The sequence below is a fragment of the Martelella alba genome (genome assembly GCF_005217455.1).
GTDB lineage: Bacteria > Pseudomonadota > Gammaproteobacteria > Enterobacterales > Enterobacteriaceae > Acerihabitans.
The window spans coordinates 67,985-84,750 of record NZ_SZPQ01000009.1; the positions used below are offsets into that span (position 1 = coordinate 67,985).

The 16,766-nt window shown below is 58.2% G+C and carries 18 protein-coding genes; 7 read left to right on the top strand and 11 right to left on the bottom strand.

Going from position 1 to position 16,766, the window contains the following annotated elements; all coding sequences use genetic code 11:
- Positions 1 to 15: 15 nt before the first annotated feature.
- From rpoN to FCN80_RS08090, 7 genes are read right to left on the bottom strand one after another with little or no spacing between them, the layout of a single operon-like run.
- On the bottom strand, positions 16 to 1,449 hold the full coding sequence (gene rpoN / locus FCN80_RS08060; protein ID WP_136989646.1) for an RNA polymerase factor sigma-54: 1,434 nt from the start codon (positions 1,447 to 1,449) through the stop codon (positions 16 to 18).
- 49 nt (positions 1,450 to 1,498) lie between these two features.
- Entirely contained in the window at positions 1,499 to 2,224 is a 726-nt protein-coding gene (gene lptB, locus FCN80_RS08065; RefSeq protein ID WP_136989647.1) for an LPS export ABC transporter ATP-binding protein, read from the bottom strand.
- Positions 2,225 to 2,242: 18 nt separating this feature from the next.
- The gene (gene lptA / locus FCN80_RS08070) at positions 2,243 to 2,800 is read right to left on the bottom strand and encodes a lipopolysaccharide ABC transporter substrate-binding protein LptA (protein ID WP_136989648.1); all 558 of its coding nucleotides are present in this window, start codon (positions 2,798 to 2,800) and stop codon (positions 2,243 to 2,245) included.
- The gene (lptC, locus tag FCN80_RS08075) at positions 2,769 to 3,347 is read right to left on the bottom strand and encodes an LPS export ABC transporter periplasmic protein LptC (RefSeq protein WP_136989649.1); all 579 of its coding nucleotides are present in this window, start codon (positions 3,345 to 3,347) and stop codon (positions 2,769 to 2,771) included. Before lptC ends, lptA begins: the two co-directional genes overlap by 32 nt.
- Positions 3,344 to 3,907: a 3-deoxy-manno-octulosonate-8-phosphatase KdsC gene (gene kdsC, locus FCN80_RS08080; protein WP_136989650.1), complete on the bottom strand. Its 564-nt coding sequence runs from the start codon at positions 3,905 to 3,907 to the stop codon at positions 3,344 to 3,346. Before kdsC ends, lptC begins: the two co-directional genes overlap by 4 nt.
- A gap of 16 nt (positions 3,908 to 3,923) precedes the next feature.
- A complete protein-coding gene (gene kdsD / locus FCN80_RS08085) occupies positions 3,924 to 4,910 on the bottom strand; it encodes an arabinose-5-phosphate isomerase KdsD (protein WP_136989651.1) in 987 nt (328 codons plus the stop codon).
- A gap of 30 nt (positions 4,911 to 4,940) precedes the next feature.
- The gene (locus FCN80_RS08090; RefSeq protein WP_136989652.1) at positions 4,941 to 5,897 is read right to left on the bottom strand and encodes a calcium/sodium antiporter; all 957 of its coding nucleotides are present in this window, start codon (positions 5,895 to 5,897) and stop codon (positions 4,941 to 4,943) included.
- A gap of 324 nt (positions 5,898 to 6,221) precedes the next feature.
- Between FCN80_RS08090 and mlaF the strand changes: the two genes are divergently transcribed.
- The 7 genes from mlaF to murA all read left to right on the top strand — a co-directional run bounded on the left by mlaF (position 6,222) and on the right by murA (position 11,054).
- Positions 6,222 to 7,031 (top strand): phospholipid ABC transporter ATP-binding protein MlaF, encoded by an 810-nt coding sequence (gene mlaF / locus FCN80_RS08095; RefSeq protein WP_136989653.1) that lies wholly within the window; start codon positions 6,222 to 6,224, stop codon positions 7,029 to 7,031.
- Between the two features lie 7 nt (positions 7,032 to 7,038).
- On the top strand, positions 7,039 to 7,821 hold the full coding sequence (mlaE, locus tag FCN80_RS08100) for a lipid asymmetry maintenance ABC transporter permease subunit MlaE (protein ID WP_136989654.1): 783 nt from the start codon (positions 7,039 to 7,041) through the stop codon (positions 7,819 to 7,821).
- Positions 7,822 to 7,825: 4 nt separating this feature from the next.
- Positions 7,826 to 8,344 (top strand): outer membrane lipid asymmetry maintenance protein MlaD, encoded by a 519-nt coding sequence (gene mlaD, locus FCN80_RS08105; RefSeq protein ID WP_136989655.1) that lies wholly within the window; start codon positions 7,826 to 7,828, stop codon positions 8,342 to 8,344.
- A gap of 14 nt (positions 8,345 to 8,358) precedes the next feature.
- A complete protein-coding gene (gene mlaC, locus FCN80_RS08110) occupies positions 8,359 to 8,994 on the top strand; it encodes a phospholipid-binding protein MlaC (RefSeq protein WP_136989656.1) in 636 nt (211 codons plus the stop codon).
- The gene (mlaB, locus tag FCN80_RS08115) at positions 8,987 to 9,295 is read left to right on the top strand and encodes a lipid asymmetry maintenance protein MlaB (protein ID WP_136989657.1); all 309 of its coding nucleotides are present in this window, start codon (positions 8,987 to 8,989) and stop codon (positions 9,293 to 9,295) included. The genes mlaC and mlaB overlap by 8 nt, the downstream gene beginning before the upstream one ends.
- A 195-nt stretch (positions 9,296 to 9,490) precedes the next feature.
- Complete coding sequence (gene ibaG / locus FCN80_RS08120) at positions 9,491 to 9,745, top strand: BolA family iron metabolism protein IbaG (RefSeq protein ID WP_136989658.1); 255 nt, start codon at positions 9,491 to 9,493, stop codon at positions 9,743 to 9,745.
- Between the two features lie 49 nt (positions 9,746 to 9,794).
- A complete protein-coding gene (murA, locus tag FCN80_RS08125) occupies positions 9,795 to 11,054 on the top strand; it encodes a UDP-N-acetylglucosamine 1-carboxyvinyltransferase (protein WP_136989659.1) in 1,260 nt (419 codons plus the stop codon).
- Positions 11,055 to 11,110: 56 nt separating this feature from the next.
- Here the strand turns inward: murA and FCN80_RS08130 are convergent, their stop codons facing one another.
- From FCN80_RS08130 to zapG, 4 genes are all read right to left on the bottom strand, one after another.
- A complete protein-coding gene (locus tag FCN80_RS08130) occupies positions 11,111 to 13,315 on the bottom strand; it encodes a hypothetical protein (RefSeq protein ID WP_136989660.1) in 2,205 nt (734 codons plus the stop codon).
- Positions 13,316 to 13,652: 337 nt separating this feature from the next.
- The gene (degS, locus tag FCN80_RS08135) at positions 13,653 to 14,720 is read right to left on the bottom strand and encodes an outer membrane-stress sensor serine endopeptidase DegS (protein WP_136989661.1); all 1,068 of its coding nucleotides are present in this window, start codon (positions 14,718 to 14,720) and stop codon (positions 13,653 to 13,655) included.
- A 95-nt stretch (positions 14,721 to 14,815) separates the two neighbouring features.
- Complete coding sequence (gene degQ / locus FCN80_RS08140; RefSeq protein ID WP_136989754.1) at positions 14,816 to 16,195, bottom strand: serine endoprotease DegQ; 1,380 nt, start codon at positions 16,193 to 16,195, stop codon at positions 14,816 to 14,818.
- Between the two features lie 161 nt (positions 16,196 to 16,356).
- Positions 16,357 to 16,761: a Z-ring associated protein ZapG gene (gene zapG, locus FCN80_RS08145; RefSeq protein WP_136989662.1), complete on the bottom strand. Its 405-nt coding sequence runs from the start codon at positions 16,759 to 16,761 to the stop codon at positions 16,357 to 16,359.
- Between the last annotated feature and the right edge of the window lie 5 nt (positions 16,762 to 16,766).

The following is a 16,766-nucleotide window of genomic DNA, read 5'->3' on the forward strand; positions in this document are numbered from 1 at the left end:
CCTTCTCTGATGAGGTCAAACCAATTGCTTGCGTTGGTTCGACGGCGGGATGGATAAAGACTCTCGGTATTTCGCCACGGTGCGGCGCGCCACCATGATACCCTGCTCGGACAGCAACGTGGTCAGCTTGCTGTCGCTAAGCGGCTTGGCCGGGTTTTCCGCGGCGATCAGTTTTTTCACCAGCGCGCGTATCGCCGTGGAGGAGGCCTCGCCGCCGCCCTCGGTATTAACGTGGCTTGAGAAAAAATATTTTAGTTCGTATATGCCGCGCGGGCTGTGCAGATACTTTTGCGTTGTCACGCGTGAAATGGTCGATTCATGCATGTCCACCGCCTGGGCGATATCCGCCAGTACCATCGGCCGCATATATTCTTCCCCCTGTTCAAAAAACGCCTGCTGCTGTTCAACGATGCAGCGGGTGACTTTCAACAGGGTATCATTACGACTTTCCAGGCTTTTGATCAACCACCGGGCTTCCTGGAGGTGGCTGCGGATAAACTGCCCGTCCGCGTCATTCCGCACGGAATTGCCCAACGCCGCATATTGCTGGTTGATTTTCAGGTTGGGGATGCTGTCGGTGTTAAGCTCCACGGTCCAGCGGTTATGGACTTTGCGCACCAGCACATCCGGGATGACGTACTGCGATTCGCTGGTATTGATGGACTGGCCGGGACGCGGGTCCAGCGACTGAATCAGCGCCATGGCCGATTTCAGCGTGTCTTCCTTTAGCCGCGTCGAACGAAGCAGGGTGCGAAAATCGTGGCTGGCCAGCAATTCAAGGTGGTCGCTGACAATCAGCCGAGCCTCCTCCAGACAGGGGCAGTCCGGCGGCAACTGGGATAACTGAATCAGCAGGCAGTCCCGCAAATCCCGGGCCGCCACGCCCACCGGATCAAAACGCTGCACGCGTTTGAGCACCGCTTCGACTTCCTCCAGCGTCACATCCTCATCGCCGATACTTTCCAGAATGTCTTCCAGCGGCACCGTAAGGTAACCGGTTTCATCCACGGCATCGACAATGGAGGTGGCGATGGCGGCGTCGGTGTCTGAGAACGGCGTCAATTCCACCTGCCACATCAAATAATCCTGCAGCGTCTGGATAGTCTCGCCCTGGTAAATGGGCAACTCCTCGTCGCGGTAGTCGGTGCCGGTGCCGGAAGGCGTCCCCGCCGAGTACATTTCGTCCCAGGTGGCGTCCAGCGGCAATTCGTCCGGCATGTCCTTTTGCTCCATGGCTTCCCGGGTGTCGAGCGCTTCGCTGTCAGGCGCGTCGCGGGACTCGATTTCATCGTGGTTGTCCGCCTGTTCGAGCAACGGGTTGCTTTCCAGCGCGGTTTGAATCTCTTGCTGGAGCTCAAGCGTGGACAATTGCAACAGACGGATCGCCTGCTGCAATTGCGGGGTCATGGCCAATTGCTGACTGAATCGGAGTTGCAAACCTTGCTTCATATGCTATGTAACTTGACCTCTTCTGGCCCTTAATATTCAGGACACCTTATCAGAGGCGGAACTCTTCGCCCAGATAAACACGTTTTACTTGCTCGTCCTGGAGTATTTCAGCCGGCGTACCGTGCGCAATCAATTGTCCTTGGCTGACGATGTAGGCGCGTTCGCAAACGTCCAGCGTTTCGCGCACATTATGGTCGGTAATTAATACACCGAGTCCGCTGTCGCGTAAATGCTCGATGATCTTCTTGATATCAATGACCGAAATCGGATCCACGCCGGCGAAAGGCTCGTCCAGCAAAATAAATTTGGGGTTGGCGGACAATGCCCTGGCAATTTCCACCCGCCGCCGTTCGCCGCCGGACAAGGATTGACCCAGATTGTCACGCAAGTGGGCGATATGGAACTCCTCCATCAGCTCGACAGCCCGATCCTCGCGCTGAGTATTATTCAGATCGCTGCGGATTTGCAGCACCGCCATCAAATTATCGTACACGCTCAGGCGGCGGAATATAGAGGCTTCCTGCGGCAAATAGCCGATACCGCGACGGGCGCGGGTATGCAGCGGCAGCAGGGTGATATCGTCCTCGTCTATCACAATGCGCCCGGCATCGCGCTGAATGATTCCCACCACCATATAAAATGTGGTGGTCTTGCCCGCGCCATTGGGCCCCAGCAATCCCACGATTTCGCCCGAACTGACCTTGAGGCTGACGTTTTCCACGACATGGCGGCCTTTATAGGCCTTGGCCAGATTCTCCGCGACTAATGTTGCCATAAAATTCTTACTCTTGTGTCATTGGGTGGCGGCGGGTTTGGGCGCCTTGGCGTTATTGCCTTTGTCTTGCAACTGGGAGGGCACCAGCACGGTGGTGACCCGCTTGCCCTTGTCGCTAAAGGCTTCCATTTTCTGCTGTTTCACCAGATAGGTGATGCGATCGCCCTTAACATTGCTGTCCAATTGTTCCAGATAGGCGTCGCCGGTGAGGATGACGTAGTCGTTGGCCAGCTCGTATCGGACTTTCAGGGCATGGCCTTTGACCGGCTTGCCGTTGTCCTGCATCTGATAGAACGTGACCGGATTGCCATAGCCCTCGACGATTTCCTTGCCTTGCTCGCCGTTGGGCCGGGTGATCACCACTTTGTCTGCGCGGATATCGATGGAACCCTGTCGAACCACCACATTGCCGGTGAGCGTGACGGTATTGGACAGCATATCGACGGACTGCTGGGCCGAATCGATTTTGATTGGCTGATCGGTATCGCCGGTCAGCGCCATCGCTTTGGCGCTAAACAGCAACAGCGCGCCAACGGCCATGCAACTACGGATTGTGCTGCTGGTTTTGAATTTCATAGGAGGTCTTGACCTTTTCAATCAACTGGGCAGTCTTGTTTCGCAGATTACCGCGCATCTTTTCGCCAACAGAGGTAAACCCGATGCCGTCGAGGGTGACCTCGTCATCGGAGGAAACGTCCTGCGTCACCAGGTTGACCACGGCATTATCGGTACGGATATGCTGTAGCTGCGAGGTGGCTATCAGGCTGTCCGCCTGAACATGGCCGTATAAATAAAGCATTTTGTCCCCGGTCAGCTTGGCCCGATCGGCCCTGACCGTCCAGGAGGCGACCTTGTTCTCATCGTACATCGTCGCCACCGGCCGGGTAAACCAGGTGATTTGTTCTAAGGCATAATGTTGGACATGATCCGCCACCAGCCGGTAGTTCAGCGCGCCCACCGGGTTGTATACCAGGGTCACGGTATGTTCGCTTTGGTAGGTGGGCTCGCCGTTATCGACCGCCACCGGCGCCGGCGCATTGTCGCTGTCCGCCAAATTCCAGCCGATAAGCACCAGCGCCACAATCACCAGCGCCAGGGTTACCCAGAACGTTGTCTTGCTCATACCGACAGACCTTTGGCGTCCTCAAGCTTCCCTTGCGCCAGCAGCAGTAAATCGCAGACTTCGCGCACCGCGCCCCGACCGCCGGCGATATGCGTCACATAGTCGGCCCTGGGCAGCAGCAGCGGATGGGCGTCCGCCACCGCGACGCTTAAACCGACCTCGGCCATTACCGGCCAGTCAATCATGTCATCGCCGATATAGGCGACGTCCCCAGGGGACAACGACAGCCTGGCCAGCAGATCCCGGAAGGCGGCAAGCTTGTCCGATTGTCCCTGGTAGAGGTGGGTAATCCCCAGCGTCCGGCAGCGATCCTCCACCAGCCTGGCGGATCGGCCGGTAATAATAGCGACCTCAATGCCGGATGTCAGCAGGCAGCGAATACCGTAGCCGTCGCGCACGTGAAAGGCCTTGAGTTCTTCGCCCTGGTTGCCCTGGTAAATCAGACCGTCGGACAATACGCCGTCCACATCGCAAATCAGCAGGCGGACGCCGCCGGCGCGCCGCAGCACATCCTGGTCCACCGGGCCGTAGCAGGTATCGATATGGGAGGTGTCAAGCATGGCCTGTTGTTCCTTGTTAAATGACGCCGGCGCGCAGCATATCGTGCATATGGACCACGCCCAGCAGCCGGTTTTGCTCCGCCACCAACACCGAGGTGATATGCCGGGACTGCATCAGATTCAAGGCCTCCACCGCCAGGGTTTGGGGCGTCACGCGGATGCCGCCCACCGTCATCAAATCCGCGATCCGCGCCTGATTGAGATCGATGTTCATGTCGAACACCCGGCGCAGGTCGCCGTCGGTGAAGATGCCGTCAATATCGCCGTCGCTATTGCAAATAACCGTCATTCCCAGGTTTTTCCGGGTGATTTCCAGCAGCGCGTCCCGCAAGGTGGCATCCCGTCCAATGACGGGGATGTCGTCGCCGCTGTGCATGATATCGGTGACCCGCAGCAACAGCTTGCGGCCCAGCGCGCCGCCGGGATGGGATAGCGCGAAATCCTCGGAAGTGAAACCGCGGGCCTGCAACAGCGCCACCGCCAGGGCATCGCCCATGACCAGCGCGGCGGTGGTGCTGGCGGTGGGGGCCAGGCCCAGCGGGCATGCCTCCAGCGGGACGCGGACGCAGATATGGATATCCGCCGCCCGGCCCATGGCGCTGTCGGGGTTGGCCGTCATGCAGATCAGCGGGATGTTCTGGCGCTTGAGTACCGGGATAAGCGCCAGAATTTCATTGGATTCGCCGGAATTGGACAGGGCGATGACGATGTCCCGATCCGACACCATGCCCAGATCGCCATGGGCCGCCTCGCCGGGGTGGACGAAAAAGGCCGGCGTGCCGGTACTGGCGAATGTGGCGGCCATTTTGCGGCCGATATGGCCGGATTTGCCCATGCCCATCACCACCACCTTGCCGCCGCAATAAAAGATTTTTTCGCAGGCGCGGCGGAAATCCTCGTTGATATACTGATCCAGTTGAGCAAGGCCCTCGCGCTCGATCTGGAGCACCTGCCTGCCCGCCGCCGGGAAGTCGAAATCCGGCGATAACGCAACATGTGACATACATTCATCCTGATGACCCGGAAGGCCGGGTTAAATAAACAGCGCCGTAAGATAAGCCGCAAAGCCGCATAACAGCAGCCCGCCCGTCAGTGGCGCGATCCGACGGCGTTTCCTCAGACAAAAAACGGCCAACAGCACGCTCGCCGCCAGCATCACCCAATAATCCCGCCGGATGATCGCCGGGTTAAAGGGACCCGGCGAGAGCAGGGCCGGAATGCACAGCACCATTGTACTATTGACAATATTCGAGCCGATGAGATTCCCCAAGGCAATGTCGTTTTCACCTTTCAGCGCCCCGGCGATCACTGTCGCCAGTTCGGGTAGGCTGGTCCCGACGGCCACCACCGTCAATCCGATGACCAAATCGCCCACCCCCAGCTGCCGTGCCAGTACCCCGGCGTTATCCAGCACCATATGCGAAGCCATCGGCATGATGATAAAACCGAGCGCCAGCCAGAGCACCGCCACAGTATTGCCGCCGCTTTGCGGCAGTTCCGCCATTTGCTGGCGGGTCAGACTGTCGTCCCCTTCGCTCGGCGCCGGACGGGAAATTTTCACCACCGCGGCGACATAGCCGGCCGCGGCCAAAAGCAATATTATACCATCCCGAAAGCTCAGAACGTTATTCGCCAGCAACAGTCCGTTTAACAACGCGGCGCCCAGCATCATCGGCAACTCCCGCCGCACGATGTCCGAATCGAACGTCAGGGGGCCAAGGAGCGCCGCGCCGCCGACAATCAGCAGAATATTGGTGATATTGGAACCGATAATATTGCCCAGCGCCAGGTCGATTTGATGATTCTGCGCGGCGGTCACCGATACCATAAGTTCGGGGAGGGACGTGCCGAACGCCACGATGGTGCAGCCTATCAGCCGGGGAGCGACGCCCAGCGAACGGCTCAGAACGGCAGCACTGTAAACCAATCTATCCGCGCCATAAACCAGTAGAATGAGTCCGACAACCAATAATGACGTGGCAACAAGCATGTAAAGTCCTTGATTCGACGTTAATCCTGGGCGAACGTCGGCATAAATGTCCGCGCCGCGCGGGCAGCGGTTCCGGGCCAAATCGGCGCAATAATCAATTTTGACCGCCCGCGCGCCAAAAGTAAAATCCGGCGGTTGCGCTTATCTTAGCGCCGATAGGTAAGATTTTGTAAAAGTTCGATGTTTGTGCGCCATTGCTTTACTATGTAAAGCAATGGCCTTGGTAAAACGTAGGGAAAGTGCAAATTTTATGAATCAGGCGGCACCTTTTATGAATATCCACGGTCTGAGCTTTTTTGGAAACCGAAGGACGTTGCAAATATCATGAATCAGACGGCACCCTTGGTGGATATCCGCGGTCTGAGCTTTCGGCGAGGCAGCCGGACCATCTTTGACAACATTTCCCTGCAGGTGCCCAAGGGAAAAATCACGGCCATCATGGGGCCGTCGGGCATCGGCAAGACCACCTTGCTGCGCCTGATAGGCGGCCAACTGCCGCCGGACAGTGGCGAAATCTGGTTCGATGGTGATAATATTCCCGCCTTATCGCGCCGTCGCCTGTATGATGTGCGCAAGAAAATCAGCATGTTATTCCAGTCAGGCGCGTTGTTTACCGATCTCGACGTGTTCGAAAACGTGGCGTTCCCGTTGCGTCAGCATACCCGTTTGCCGGAGCCTATTTTGCGCGCGACGGTGATGATGAAGCTTGAAGCCGTCGGGTTACGGGGCGCGGCGTCGCAGATGCCGTCTGAACTTTCCGGCGGCATGGCGCGGCGGGTGGCGCTGGCGCGCGCCATCGCCCTGGACCCGGAACTGATCATGTTCGATGAGCCGTTCGTCGGGCAGGATCCCATCACCATGGGAGTGTTGGTGAAGCTTATCGATGAGTTAAACCACGCGCTGGGCGTGACCTGTATCGTCGTTTCCCATGACGTGCCGGAGGTGCTGAGCATCGCCGATTACGCCTATATCGTGGCGGAACAGCAAGTGATCGCCGAAGGGACGGCGGCGCAATTGCGCGTCAACAACGACCCGAGGGCGCGCCAGTTCCTGGACGGTATCGCCGATGGGCCGGTGCCGTTCAATGTCCCCGCCGCGGATTACCAAACCCAGCTATTAGGTTCAGGGAGCTGACCGGGCCATGCTCATTCAAGCAATAGCGTCCCTGGGACGCCAGGGCATCAATGTCTGCCTGTCCTTCGGACGGGCGGGGCTGATGCTTTTCAACGCGCTGGTGGGCAAGCCGGATTTCCGCCAACAGGGACCGCTGCTGGTCAAGCAGCTTTATAGCGTCGGCGTGCTGTCGCTGGTGATAATCGTTGTGTCCGGACTGTTTATCGGCATGGTGCTGGGCCTGCAAGGCTATATTATTCTCACCACTTATAGCGCCGAAGCCAGCCTGGGCATGATGGTGGCGTTGTCGCTGCTGCGTGAATTGGGGCCGGTGGTGACCGCCTTGCTGTTCGCCGGCCGGGCCGGTTCGGCATTGACGGCTGAAATCGGCTTGATGAAAGCCACCGAACAGTTGTCCAGTTTGGAAATGATGGCGGTGGATCCTTTGCGCCGCATCGTGGCGCCGCGATTTTGGGCGGGGCTTATCAGCATGCCGTTGCTGACGGCGATTTTCGTGGCGGTGGGGATCTGGGGGGGCAGCGTGGTGGGCGTCGACTGGAAAGGCATCGACAGCGGCTACTTCTGGTCGGCGATGCAAAACGCGGTGGACTGGCGCGAGGATTTAGTGAACTGCTTGATCAAAAGCGTGGTCTTCGCGATTACGGTGACATGGATCGCGTTGTTCAATGGCTACGATGCGGTTCCCACCTCCGAAGGCATTAGCCGGGCGACGACCAGAACCGTCGTGTATGCGTCCCTGGCGGTGCTGGGGTTGGATTTCGTGCTGACAGCACTGATGTTCGGGAAGTGAGTGAATGCAAACGAAAAAAAGCGAAATCTGGGTTGGCGTGTTCATGCTTATCGCGTTGTGCGCCATCCTTTTCCTCTGCCTGCAGGTGGCGAATATCCGTTCGCTCGGGCATGTGGGCACCTATCGGATCTACGCGTCGTTCGATAATATCGGCGGCCTTAAGGCGAATTCGCCGGTGAAGGTGGGCGGCGTGGTGATAGGCCGGGTGTCATCCATCACTCTTGACCCCAAAACCTATACGCCCAAGGTGGCCATGGATATTGAAGATACCTATAACCAGATCCCCGATACCAGTTCCCTGGCCGTCAGAACGTCGGGGTTGCTGGGCGAGCAATACCTGGCGCTCAATGTGGGGTTCGAGGATCCGTCGATGGGAACGTCCATCCTCAAAAACGGCGGGACAATTCAGGATACGAAGTCGGCGCTGGTGCTCGAAGATCTGATCGGCCAGTTCCTTTATAAGAGCGGCGGCAATAACGGTAACGGCGGCGCACAGCAGCCTTCCGGCGCGGCGAATCATTAAGAGGAAATGTCTTTATGTGGAAATGTTTTGTGATGGTGCTTATGCTGGCGGCGGCGCCGCTGGCGCAGGCGGCCGACCAGTCGAATCCGTATAATCTGATGAGCGAAGCGGCGGCCAAGACCTTCAGCCGTCTCAAGGCCGAACAGTCGGAAATCCGGCAAAACCCCGATGTGCTGCGCGATATCGTTCGGGAAGAATTGCTGCCCTATGTGCAGATTAAATATGCGGGCGCCCTGGTGCTGGGCGCCTATTACCGCGAGTCCACCCCGGCGCAGCGCGAGGCCTATTACAAGGCATTCCAGTCCTATCTGGAACAGGCTTACGGCCAGGCGCTGGCCAGCTATCACGGTCAGACCTATCAGGTGGAACAGCCCCGACCCATCGGCGACGCCACCATTATCGCCATTCGCGTCACCATTTTCGACCAGAATGGGCGCCCGCCGATCCGTCTGGATTTCCAATGGCGCAAGAACAGCCAGACCGGCAATTGGCAGGCTTATGACATGATTGCCGAGGGGGTGAGCATGATCACCACCAAACAAAACGAATGGGCATCGACCTTGCGGCAAAAAGGCATCGACGGCCTGACGGCGCAACTGGCCGCCGCCGCCCGCCAGCCGATTACCCTGGATCGCCAGAATAATGGCTGAGCCGCTGAGCTGGCAAGTGGAGGGCGATACCCTGTCGTTGGAGGGCGAGCTTGACCGCGCGACGCTGTTGTCGCTGTGGGCGCGGCGCGCTAGCCTGCCGTCCGGGGTAAGCCGGCTGGATGTGTCCCGATTGCGACGGGTGGATTCGGCCGGCGTCGCGGCACTGCTGCATCTGTGCGCCTTCCAGTCCCGGCGCGGTGGTAGTCTTGCCGTGGCCGGCGCCACCGACAGACTGCGCACGCTGATAAGCCTCTATAAACTGGACGGCATCCTTCCTTGTCTTGATGCGCCTGCGCGGTAACGCCGTCCCTTGTCCGGCGCCTTTCGGCGCCGTTATTCCCTCTTTTCCGTGCCGGGCGCCAACCCGTTGTTCCGACTTGGCTCTTGTTCGCCGCTGCGTAAAGACCTGGCGAATATCGCAATGCCTGTTTCCGAAGAACGCGGATTCATCTAAGATAGCGGCTTGTTTCCCGACCCGTGACAGTGATGTGACCTTATGGAAAACCACGAAATCAAAGCAATACTCATGAGCGCCCTGCCTTTGCAGGAAGCCCATGTCTCGGGCGACGGCAGCCATTTCCAGGTCATCGTCGTCAGCGAGCAATTTGCCGGCATGAGCCGGATAAAAAAGCAGCAGGCGGTCTATGCCCCGTTGATGGAATACATTTCGGATAATCGCATACATGCGCTTTCCATCAAGGCGTATACGCCCGAAGAATGGCAGCGTGATCGTAAACTGAACGGTTTTTGAACCGACGGCGGCGTCCAGCGGCGTACCCGTAAAACAGAGAGCAGTTGTAATGGATAAATTTCGTGTCCAGGGGCCGACCCGGTTGAGCGGAGAGGTGATCATATCCGGCGCCAAAAATGCCGCATTGCCGATATTGTTCGCCGCGTTGCTGGCGGAAGAGCCGGTAGAAATACAAAACGTGCCGAAATTAAAAGACATCGACACCACCATGAAGCTTTTGCGCCAGTTGGGCGCCAATGTGGAACGCAACGGTTCGGTTCACGTGGATGCCGGCCGGGTAAATGTGTTTCGCGCGCCCTATGATCTGGTAAAGACCATGCGCGCGTCCATTTGGGCCCTCGGCCCCCTGGTGGCGCGTTTCGGCCAGGGCGAGGTCTCCTTGCCGGGCGGGTGCGGCATCGGCGCCCGGCCGGTGGATTTGCATATTTCCGGCCTGGAGCAACTGGGCGCCACCATCAAGCTGGAGGAAGGCTACGTTAAGGCGACCGTCGACGGGCGACTGCGCGGCGCGCATATCGTCATGGATAAAGTCAGCGTCGGCGCCACCGTGACCATCATGTCCGCCGCCACGCTGGCCGAAGGCACCACCGTCATCGAAAATGCCGCCCGTGAGCCGGAGATCGTCGATACCGCCAATTTCCTCTCCGCCATCGGCGCAAACATTACCGGCGCCGGCACTGATAAAATCACCATCGAAGGCGTGGCGCGTCTTGGCGGCGGCGTCTTCCGGGTACTGCCGGACCGCATCGAGACCGGCACATTCCTGGTGGCGGCGGCGATTTCCGGCGGACGGGTCGTTTGTCGCGCAACCCGGCCCGATATGCTGGACGCGGTGCTGGCCAAACTGCGCGAAGCCGGCGCGGATATTGAAACCGGCGATGACTGGATCAGCCTTGACATGCATGGCCAACGGCCCAAGGCGGTTAACGTGCGCACATCGCCGCATCCCGGCTTCCCCACCGATATGCAGGCGCAATTCAGCCTGCTTAACCTGGTGGCGGAAGGCACCGGCGTTATTACCGAAACCATCTTCGAAAATCGGTTCATGCATATACCGGAGCTGATTCGGATGGGCGCCCGGGCGGAGATTGAGAGCAATACCGCAATTTGCCATGGCGTGCAATCCCTGTCCGGCGCGCAGGTTATGGCGACCGATCTGCGCGCGTCGGCCAGCCTGGTGCTGGCCGGTTGTATCGCCGACGGGGTCACGGTGGTGGACCGCATCTATCATATCGATCGCGGCTATGAGCGTATCGAGGAGAAATTGCGCAAGCTTGGCGCCAATATCGAGCGCATGAGCGGGGAATAACCTCGCTGCCCGGCCGCCCCGGGACGCGAGCGGCCGATGTTGAACCGACCGGACGCCTACAGGGGAGCCGGGCGGCTCGCTACGGCAGCGATCGGATCGTCAGGGGGGCTCAAGACAGGTTGTCGCTTTAACGTGGCGTCCAGCTCCGGAATGGACAGACGAATCAACTTGCCGAGCACGACGGCGGTGGTGATGCCGCAAATTTTCGCCGCTCTGCGATGGTTGCCTGTCTTGCGCGCTTCCCGGGCCGCCCGTTCCAGCGCATGCTCTTCCAGCCCGGCCAACGCCTCGGTATCGGTGATGCCGTAGCGTTGGGCGGCGCGTCGACAGTCCATGCCCCGCCATACCGCTTTACCGGCGCAAATCCGTACTATCTCGTGTTGCAGCAGTACCAGTGAACCGGGCTGAGTAATGCCGTATTTCACGGCGATATCCCGGCAATGTCCTCCGGCGCGAATGTCCGTTTCAAACAAACCGCTTTTGATCAGATCATGTTCCCATCGGGCTATGACGGACCTGTGGGTAATACCGTAACATTTCAGGGTGCGGGGGAGATTCACGGGTGTTTCCAGCCGATTTGCGGCGCAAAGCTCCATCGCCTGGTTTTGCAACGACAATAACGCGGCGTGGGTGGCGATTCGGTATTTTTCAGCGATACCCTGGCAATTCAGGCCGGCGCGCAGCGCCTTACCGGCTATTTCCCGAATTTTATGCATTTCAATGGCGGTTTGTACACTTGGGGTGATGATGCCATATTTTTTAATAAGTTGTTCACAATTGAGCCGCTTGTTGCATTTGCGGGTGCTTAGCGCCTCGAAGGCATATCTTTCCAGAAACTGCCGGGGCATTGATTGAGTGATGCCGTACTTGGCGGCCAGCCGGTTGCAATTGTGTCCGCGGCAGGCATCTTCTTTGGCCGCGCCGCCGACGGCGTATTCCTCAAGCAATAGCCGAGCGCCCAACGTGGTGATGCCGAAACGTTCGGCAAGCTCCCCGCAGTGAAACCCCAACTGCGCCAACGCGCCAAGGGTATGGTTGACGATCCGCTTTTCCAGGCTGGCAAGAACATTATGTGTGCTGATGCCGTAAGTTTTGGCGAGGTCCTTACAGGTCTGGCCGTGCCGCAAGTTTGGCAGGATGTAGTTTTCAAGTACAAACCGTTCGATCAATTCACAGGCTTTCGGCGTGGTGATGCCATATTGGCGGGCGAGCTGCCGACAGTGGCAATCCGGCCTGATTTTTTCCAGAACGACATCGTTGACGATGTATTGCTCCAGCAGCCGCACGGCCGGTGGAGCGTCGATGCCGTAACGCGCCGATAGCGCCGAGCCGTTGGCGTTTTGACCTAATGACCCGCGAAGATGCTCGACCGTGTGCAGTTGCAGGGTAATGCGCCCGGCGGGGGTATGAATACCGTACCGTTTGGCGATATCGTGGCAGTGCGCCCCAAGGCGAATAGCGTGGATGCCCTGGTTTTCGATGGCGGCATATTCCAGCAGAACCAGGCTGTTGGTCACGATGATGCCGTATCGGGCGGCGACCTTGCGGCAATTCTCGCCGGTGGCGACCGCATCGCGGGCGTGTTTATCAATGAGATACATCTCGATGCGGGCCAGCAGCGCTTCGCTGTCGATATGGCAATCGGCGGCCACCGATCTCAGATCGCGCCGGGGCGTGATTTTCGACACTAAGAGCTGGAATAACCCCTCCTCTTGTTTTAAGCCCGCCAGCCTGTCGGCTAATGCGGCATCGGGAAGACATTGTCGGATATGGGCGTCGAACAACGTCTGGGCGGCGGCCCGATCGGAATGTTTTATCTCGCATATACGCGCCGCCAGGCCAATCAAAATCGGCTCCTGATATTTGGCCGGTAAGGTTTCGATATTCGCCAGAACGCCATCGACATCGGACACAGTGCGGACTTTGGGTAATAAGGCCGAGGTGACTTTGGCGCCGACGAGTTCATGGGCGATGTAATGCCGCTGCTCGGCGTCGAGAAGTTGCGCCAGGGACAGGCGGTCTTTGTCCGCCAGAAAGCGCACGATATTTTTAACCACCAACAAAGGCAATTCCCTGATTCGGTTGCGTGGCGACAGGTTAACGCGTAATTGCGGCGGCAGACGAAGCGTGGGGCCGCTGGTGATGGCCGGCGGGCGGCGGTAGGGTCGAAAGACGCTGCGCGTGCTGTGATAAAACCGATTGGATCCTGAGGGGGCGAGCGGGCAGGACTGGGTCGGAAAATGGGACCGTGACGGCAACATGATGAACTCCCTAGACATGATATGCTGCAATTAATTCGAGTCGCGTCGCGCCCGACAGAGAGACGACGTGAATATGACCAAGAAAAAGCCTTATCCAGCGCTCTTTGCTTTAAGGGGGCGAGGAGCGACACGGACCGGCCCGCGGTATGATCATTGCGATGGACGACTTTTTGAAAGAAAACCGGAGCCGGCATATCTAGCGATGTGGTATCACCGTGTCGCTAACGGAAAGATAAACCGCTTAAGGGAAAGGCGCTCATAAGTTAATTGCCGCCAAGATGTCGAACGGCGGCCTTGCCGGCCGCCGTTCGGGTTCCGCCTTGCCCGCCGGCAGGTTTTATTCGCTGGAAGGGTATTCCTGAACGGTGACATTCAAGGTCATTTTGGTGCCGTTGCGCAGGATAACCACCGGAATCACCGCGCCGGGGCGGATTTCCGCCACCTGGTCCATGGTTTCCAAAGCGGACACCGCCGGTTTGTTGTTAACGCTTAAGATGACGTCGTTCACTTGAATTCCGGCTTGAGCCGCCGGACCGCCAGGCGTCACCTCGTTAACGATAATCCCCTGAATCCGGTCCATATTGGCGCCGCTGGCATGCAACGGCGCCACATCGCGTCCGCCGATGCCGATATAGCCGCGGATCACCCGCCCGTCACGGATCAGTTTATTCATGACTTTGGTGGCCAGCGCGGTGGGGATGGCGAAACCGATACCTTCCGGCGTCTCGCCGTTATTGCTTTTATCGAAAGACAGGGTATTGATGCCGACCATCTCCCCCAGGGTATTAACCAGGGCGCCGCCGGAATTGCCATGGTTGATGGACGCATCCGTTTGCAGGAAATTCTGCCGCCCAGACGGGCTTAGCCCGACGCGTCCGGTGGCGCTGATGATGCCCTGGGTGACGGTTTGGCCGAGGTTATAGGGGTTGCCGATAGCCAGCACCACATCGCCGATGTGCGGCGCGCGGTGGGGATTGATGGGAATGACCGGCAAATCCTTGGCATTGATTTTGAGCACCGCCAAATCGGTCAGGCTGTCGGAACCGACCAGCATGGCTTCGTAAACCCGTCCGTCCTGCAACGCCACGATAATCTGTTCGGCATTATTGATGACATGCTTGTTGGTCAGCACATAACCTTTCTCGTTCATGATAACGCCGGAACCCAGGGTCCGTATCTGCAACTCATTGTGCGAATGGGTGTCCATGCTGCGGTTATAAACGTTCACCACCGCGGGCGCGCTACGCCGCACCGCCTGGTTGAAGCTAAGCGGTGTCTCGTCGTCCGTGGCGCTGCGCCCGCTGAATATCTCACCCGTGGTCGAGCGCAGTGTCGGCACCGCCAATAACAGGACGGCGGCGATGATCAACCCGGAAATAATCGCACGTATAAGCTTAATCAGCATGATATCCGACTATCGAACAAGAACGGTAAAAGGTAGCGGCAGGATAGCATGAGTTCATCGGACGCCGCAGCGCGGCTGTCCGATTTTTTTAAAAATCAACGCAATAACAGGAAAATATTCTCGTCGCCGCGAACGATGTTCATCGCCATGACCGGCGGCTTGGCCTCCAGTACCTTGCGCAGTTGATCCAGGTTTTCCACCCGCTCGCGATTGATGCCGATGATAACATCGTCCTTGTGCAGACCGATTTGCGCGGCCGGCGTATCCTTGGCCACATCGTCCACCTTGACGCCCTTGGTGCCGTCTTTAAGCTGCCCATTGCTCAAGGTGGCGCCCTGCAGCGCCGGAGACAGGTTATCGGCGCTGGTGGCGCTCGAGGCGCTGTCGTCCAGGGTAACCGTGACATCCAGAGGTTTGCCGTCGCGCAATAAACCGATCTTGACCACCTTGCCTGGCGCGGTGGTGCCGATTTTTACCCGCAATTCGGCGAAGCTGGTAATGGGCTTGCCGTTTACCGCGACAATGATATCTCCGGCTTTAATGCCGCCCTTGGCCGCGGCGGAACCGGGCAGCACCTCGCTGACGAAAGCGCCCCGCTGGGACTCGTCGATATGAAACGCTTTGGCCATATCGGCGTTCATCTCGCTGCCCTTGACGCCAAGGAGACCGCGTTTCACGGCGCCGTATTCAATAAGCTGCTGGCTTAAATTGCGCACCATATTGCTCGGAATGGCGAAACCGATGCCGATATTGCCGCCGCCGGGCGCCAGTATCGCGGTATTGATGCCGATGAGTTCGCCATTCAGATTCACCAGCGCGCCGCCGGAATTGCCGCGGTTGATGGAGGCGTCGGTCTGGATGAAATTCTCCAGGCCTTCAAGGTTAAGCCCGCTACGCCCCAGCGCCGAGATGATGCCGGACGTCGCCGTTTGACCCAGTCCGAAGGGATTGCCCACCGCCACCGCGAAATCGCCGACCCGCAGCGCATCGGAATCGGCCATTTTGATTTCCGTGAGATTTTTCGGGTTGGGTAACTGCAATAAGGCCAGATCGGTCTGTTCGTCGCGGCCGATCAATTTGGCGTCGAACTCGCGGCCGTCGTCTAATTGCACCTTGATTTTGTCGGCGCCGTTGACCACATGGTTATTAGTGATGACATACCCTTTGGCGGCGTTGATAATGACGCCGGAGCCCAGCCCCTCGAACTGGCGGGTTTCGCCCTGCTGGGGATCAACCGGACCGTTGGGGCCGAAAAAATATTTGAATTCCTTGGGCAAATCTTGCCGCTGTACCTGCTGCGTGCCCTCGACATGCACGCTGACCACCGCCGGCAATACCTTTTCCAGCATGGGCGCGAGACTGGGCACGGCCTGTCCCTGTACCTGGGCGGGCAACGCCGCTTCGGCGGAAAGATAGGGGATTGAACCGAGACCGACGCACAATGCCAATGTGCTCAATAGGTGAGTAGTTTTCATTAAAGTGGATGCTCGCTTGCTGTCTTTGGACGACGCCATTAATCATTCCTATTAAAACGCCACGTGGACTACCCTATGACCCTGCCATATTAGCGAAAGTTCAGTATTATCCGCTTAGCGCAGCGTGTTCCGGCGGCTTTGTCCCACCGGAACGAACCTGATTATTTACGTGTTTCCCGCGTGGTGCGCAACAGGCCGGAAGCGCTTTGGGGATAATCCCGCGGTTGCAGATCGGGGGGAACTTGATCATTGTCGGCTTCCGCCTCGGTCAGGCGATAGCGGAACGGACTGCTTTCCCCAGACTGGTTCGGCAGCAGGCTATCGGAGCTCTTGACCATATGCTGGTACAACTGACGGTAATCATGCGCCATGTTATCCAACAGTTCCGCGCTACGGGCGAAGTGGCTGGTCAATTCCTCGCGATATTCTTCCAGTTCCGCCTTGCTCTGTTCCAGTTCGTGCTGCAATGTCTGCTGCTGACGAAGTTTCCGGTTGCCGAACCGCATCGCGACCGCACCGATGATAATACCAACCACCAAACCAATCAGCGCATATTCCCAGGTCATAATGA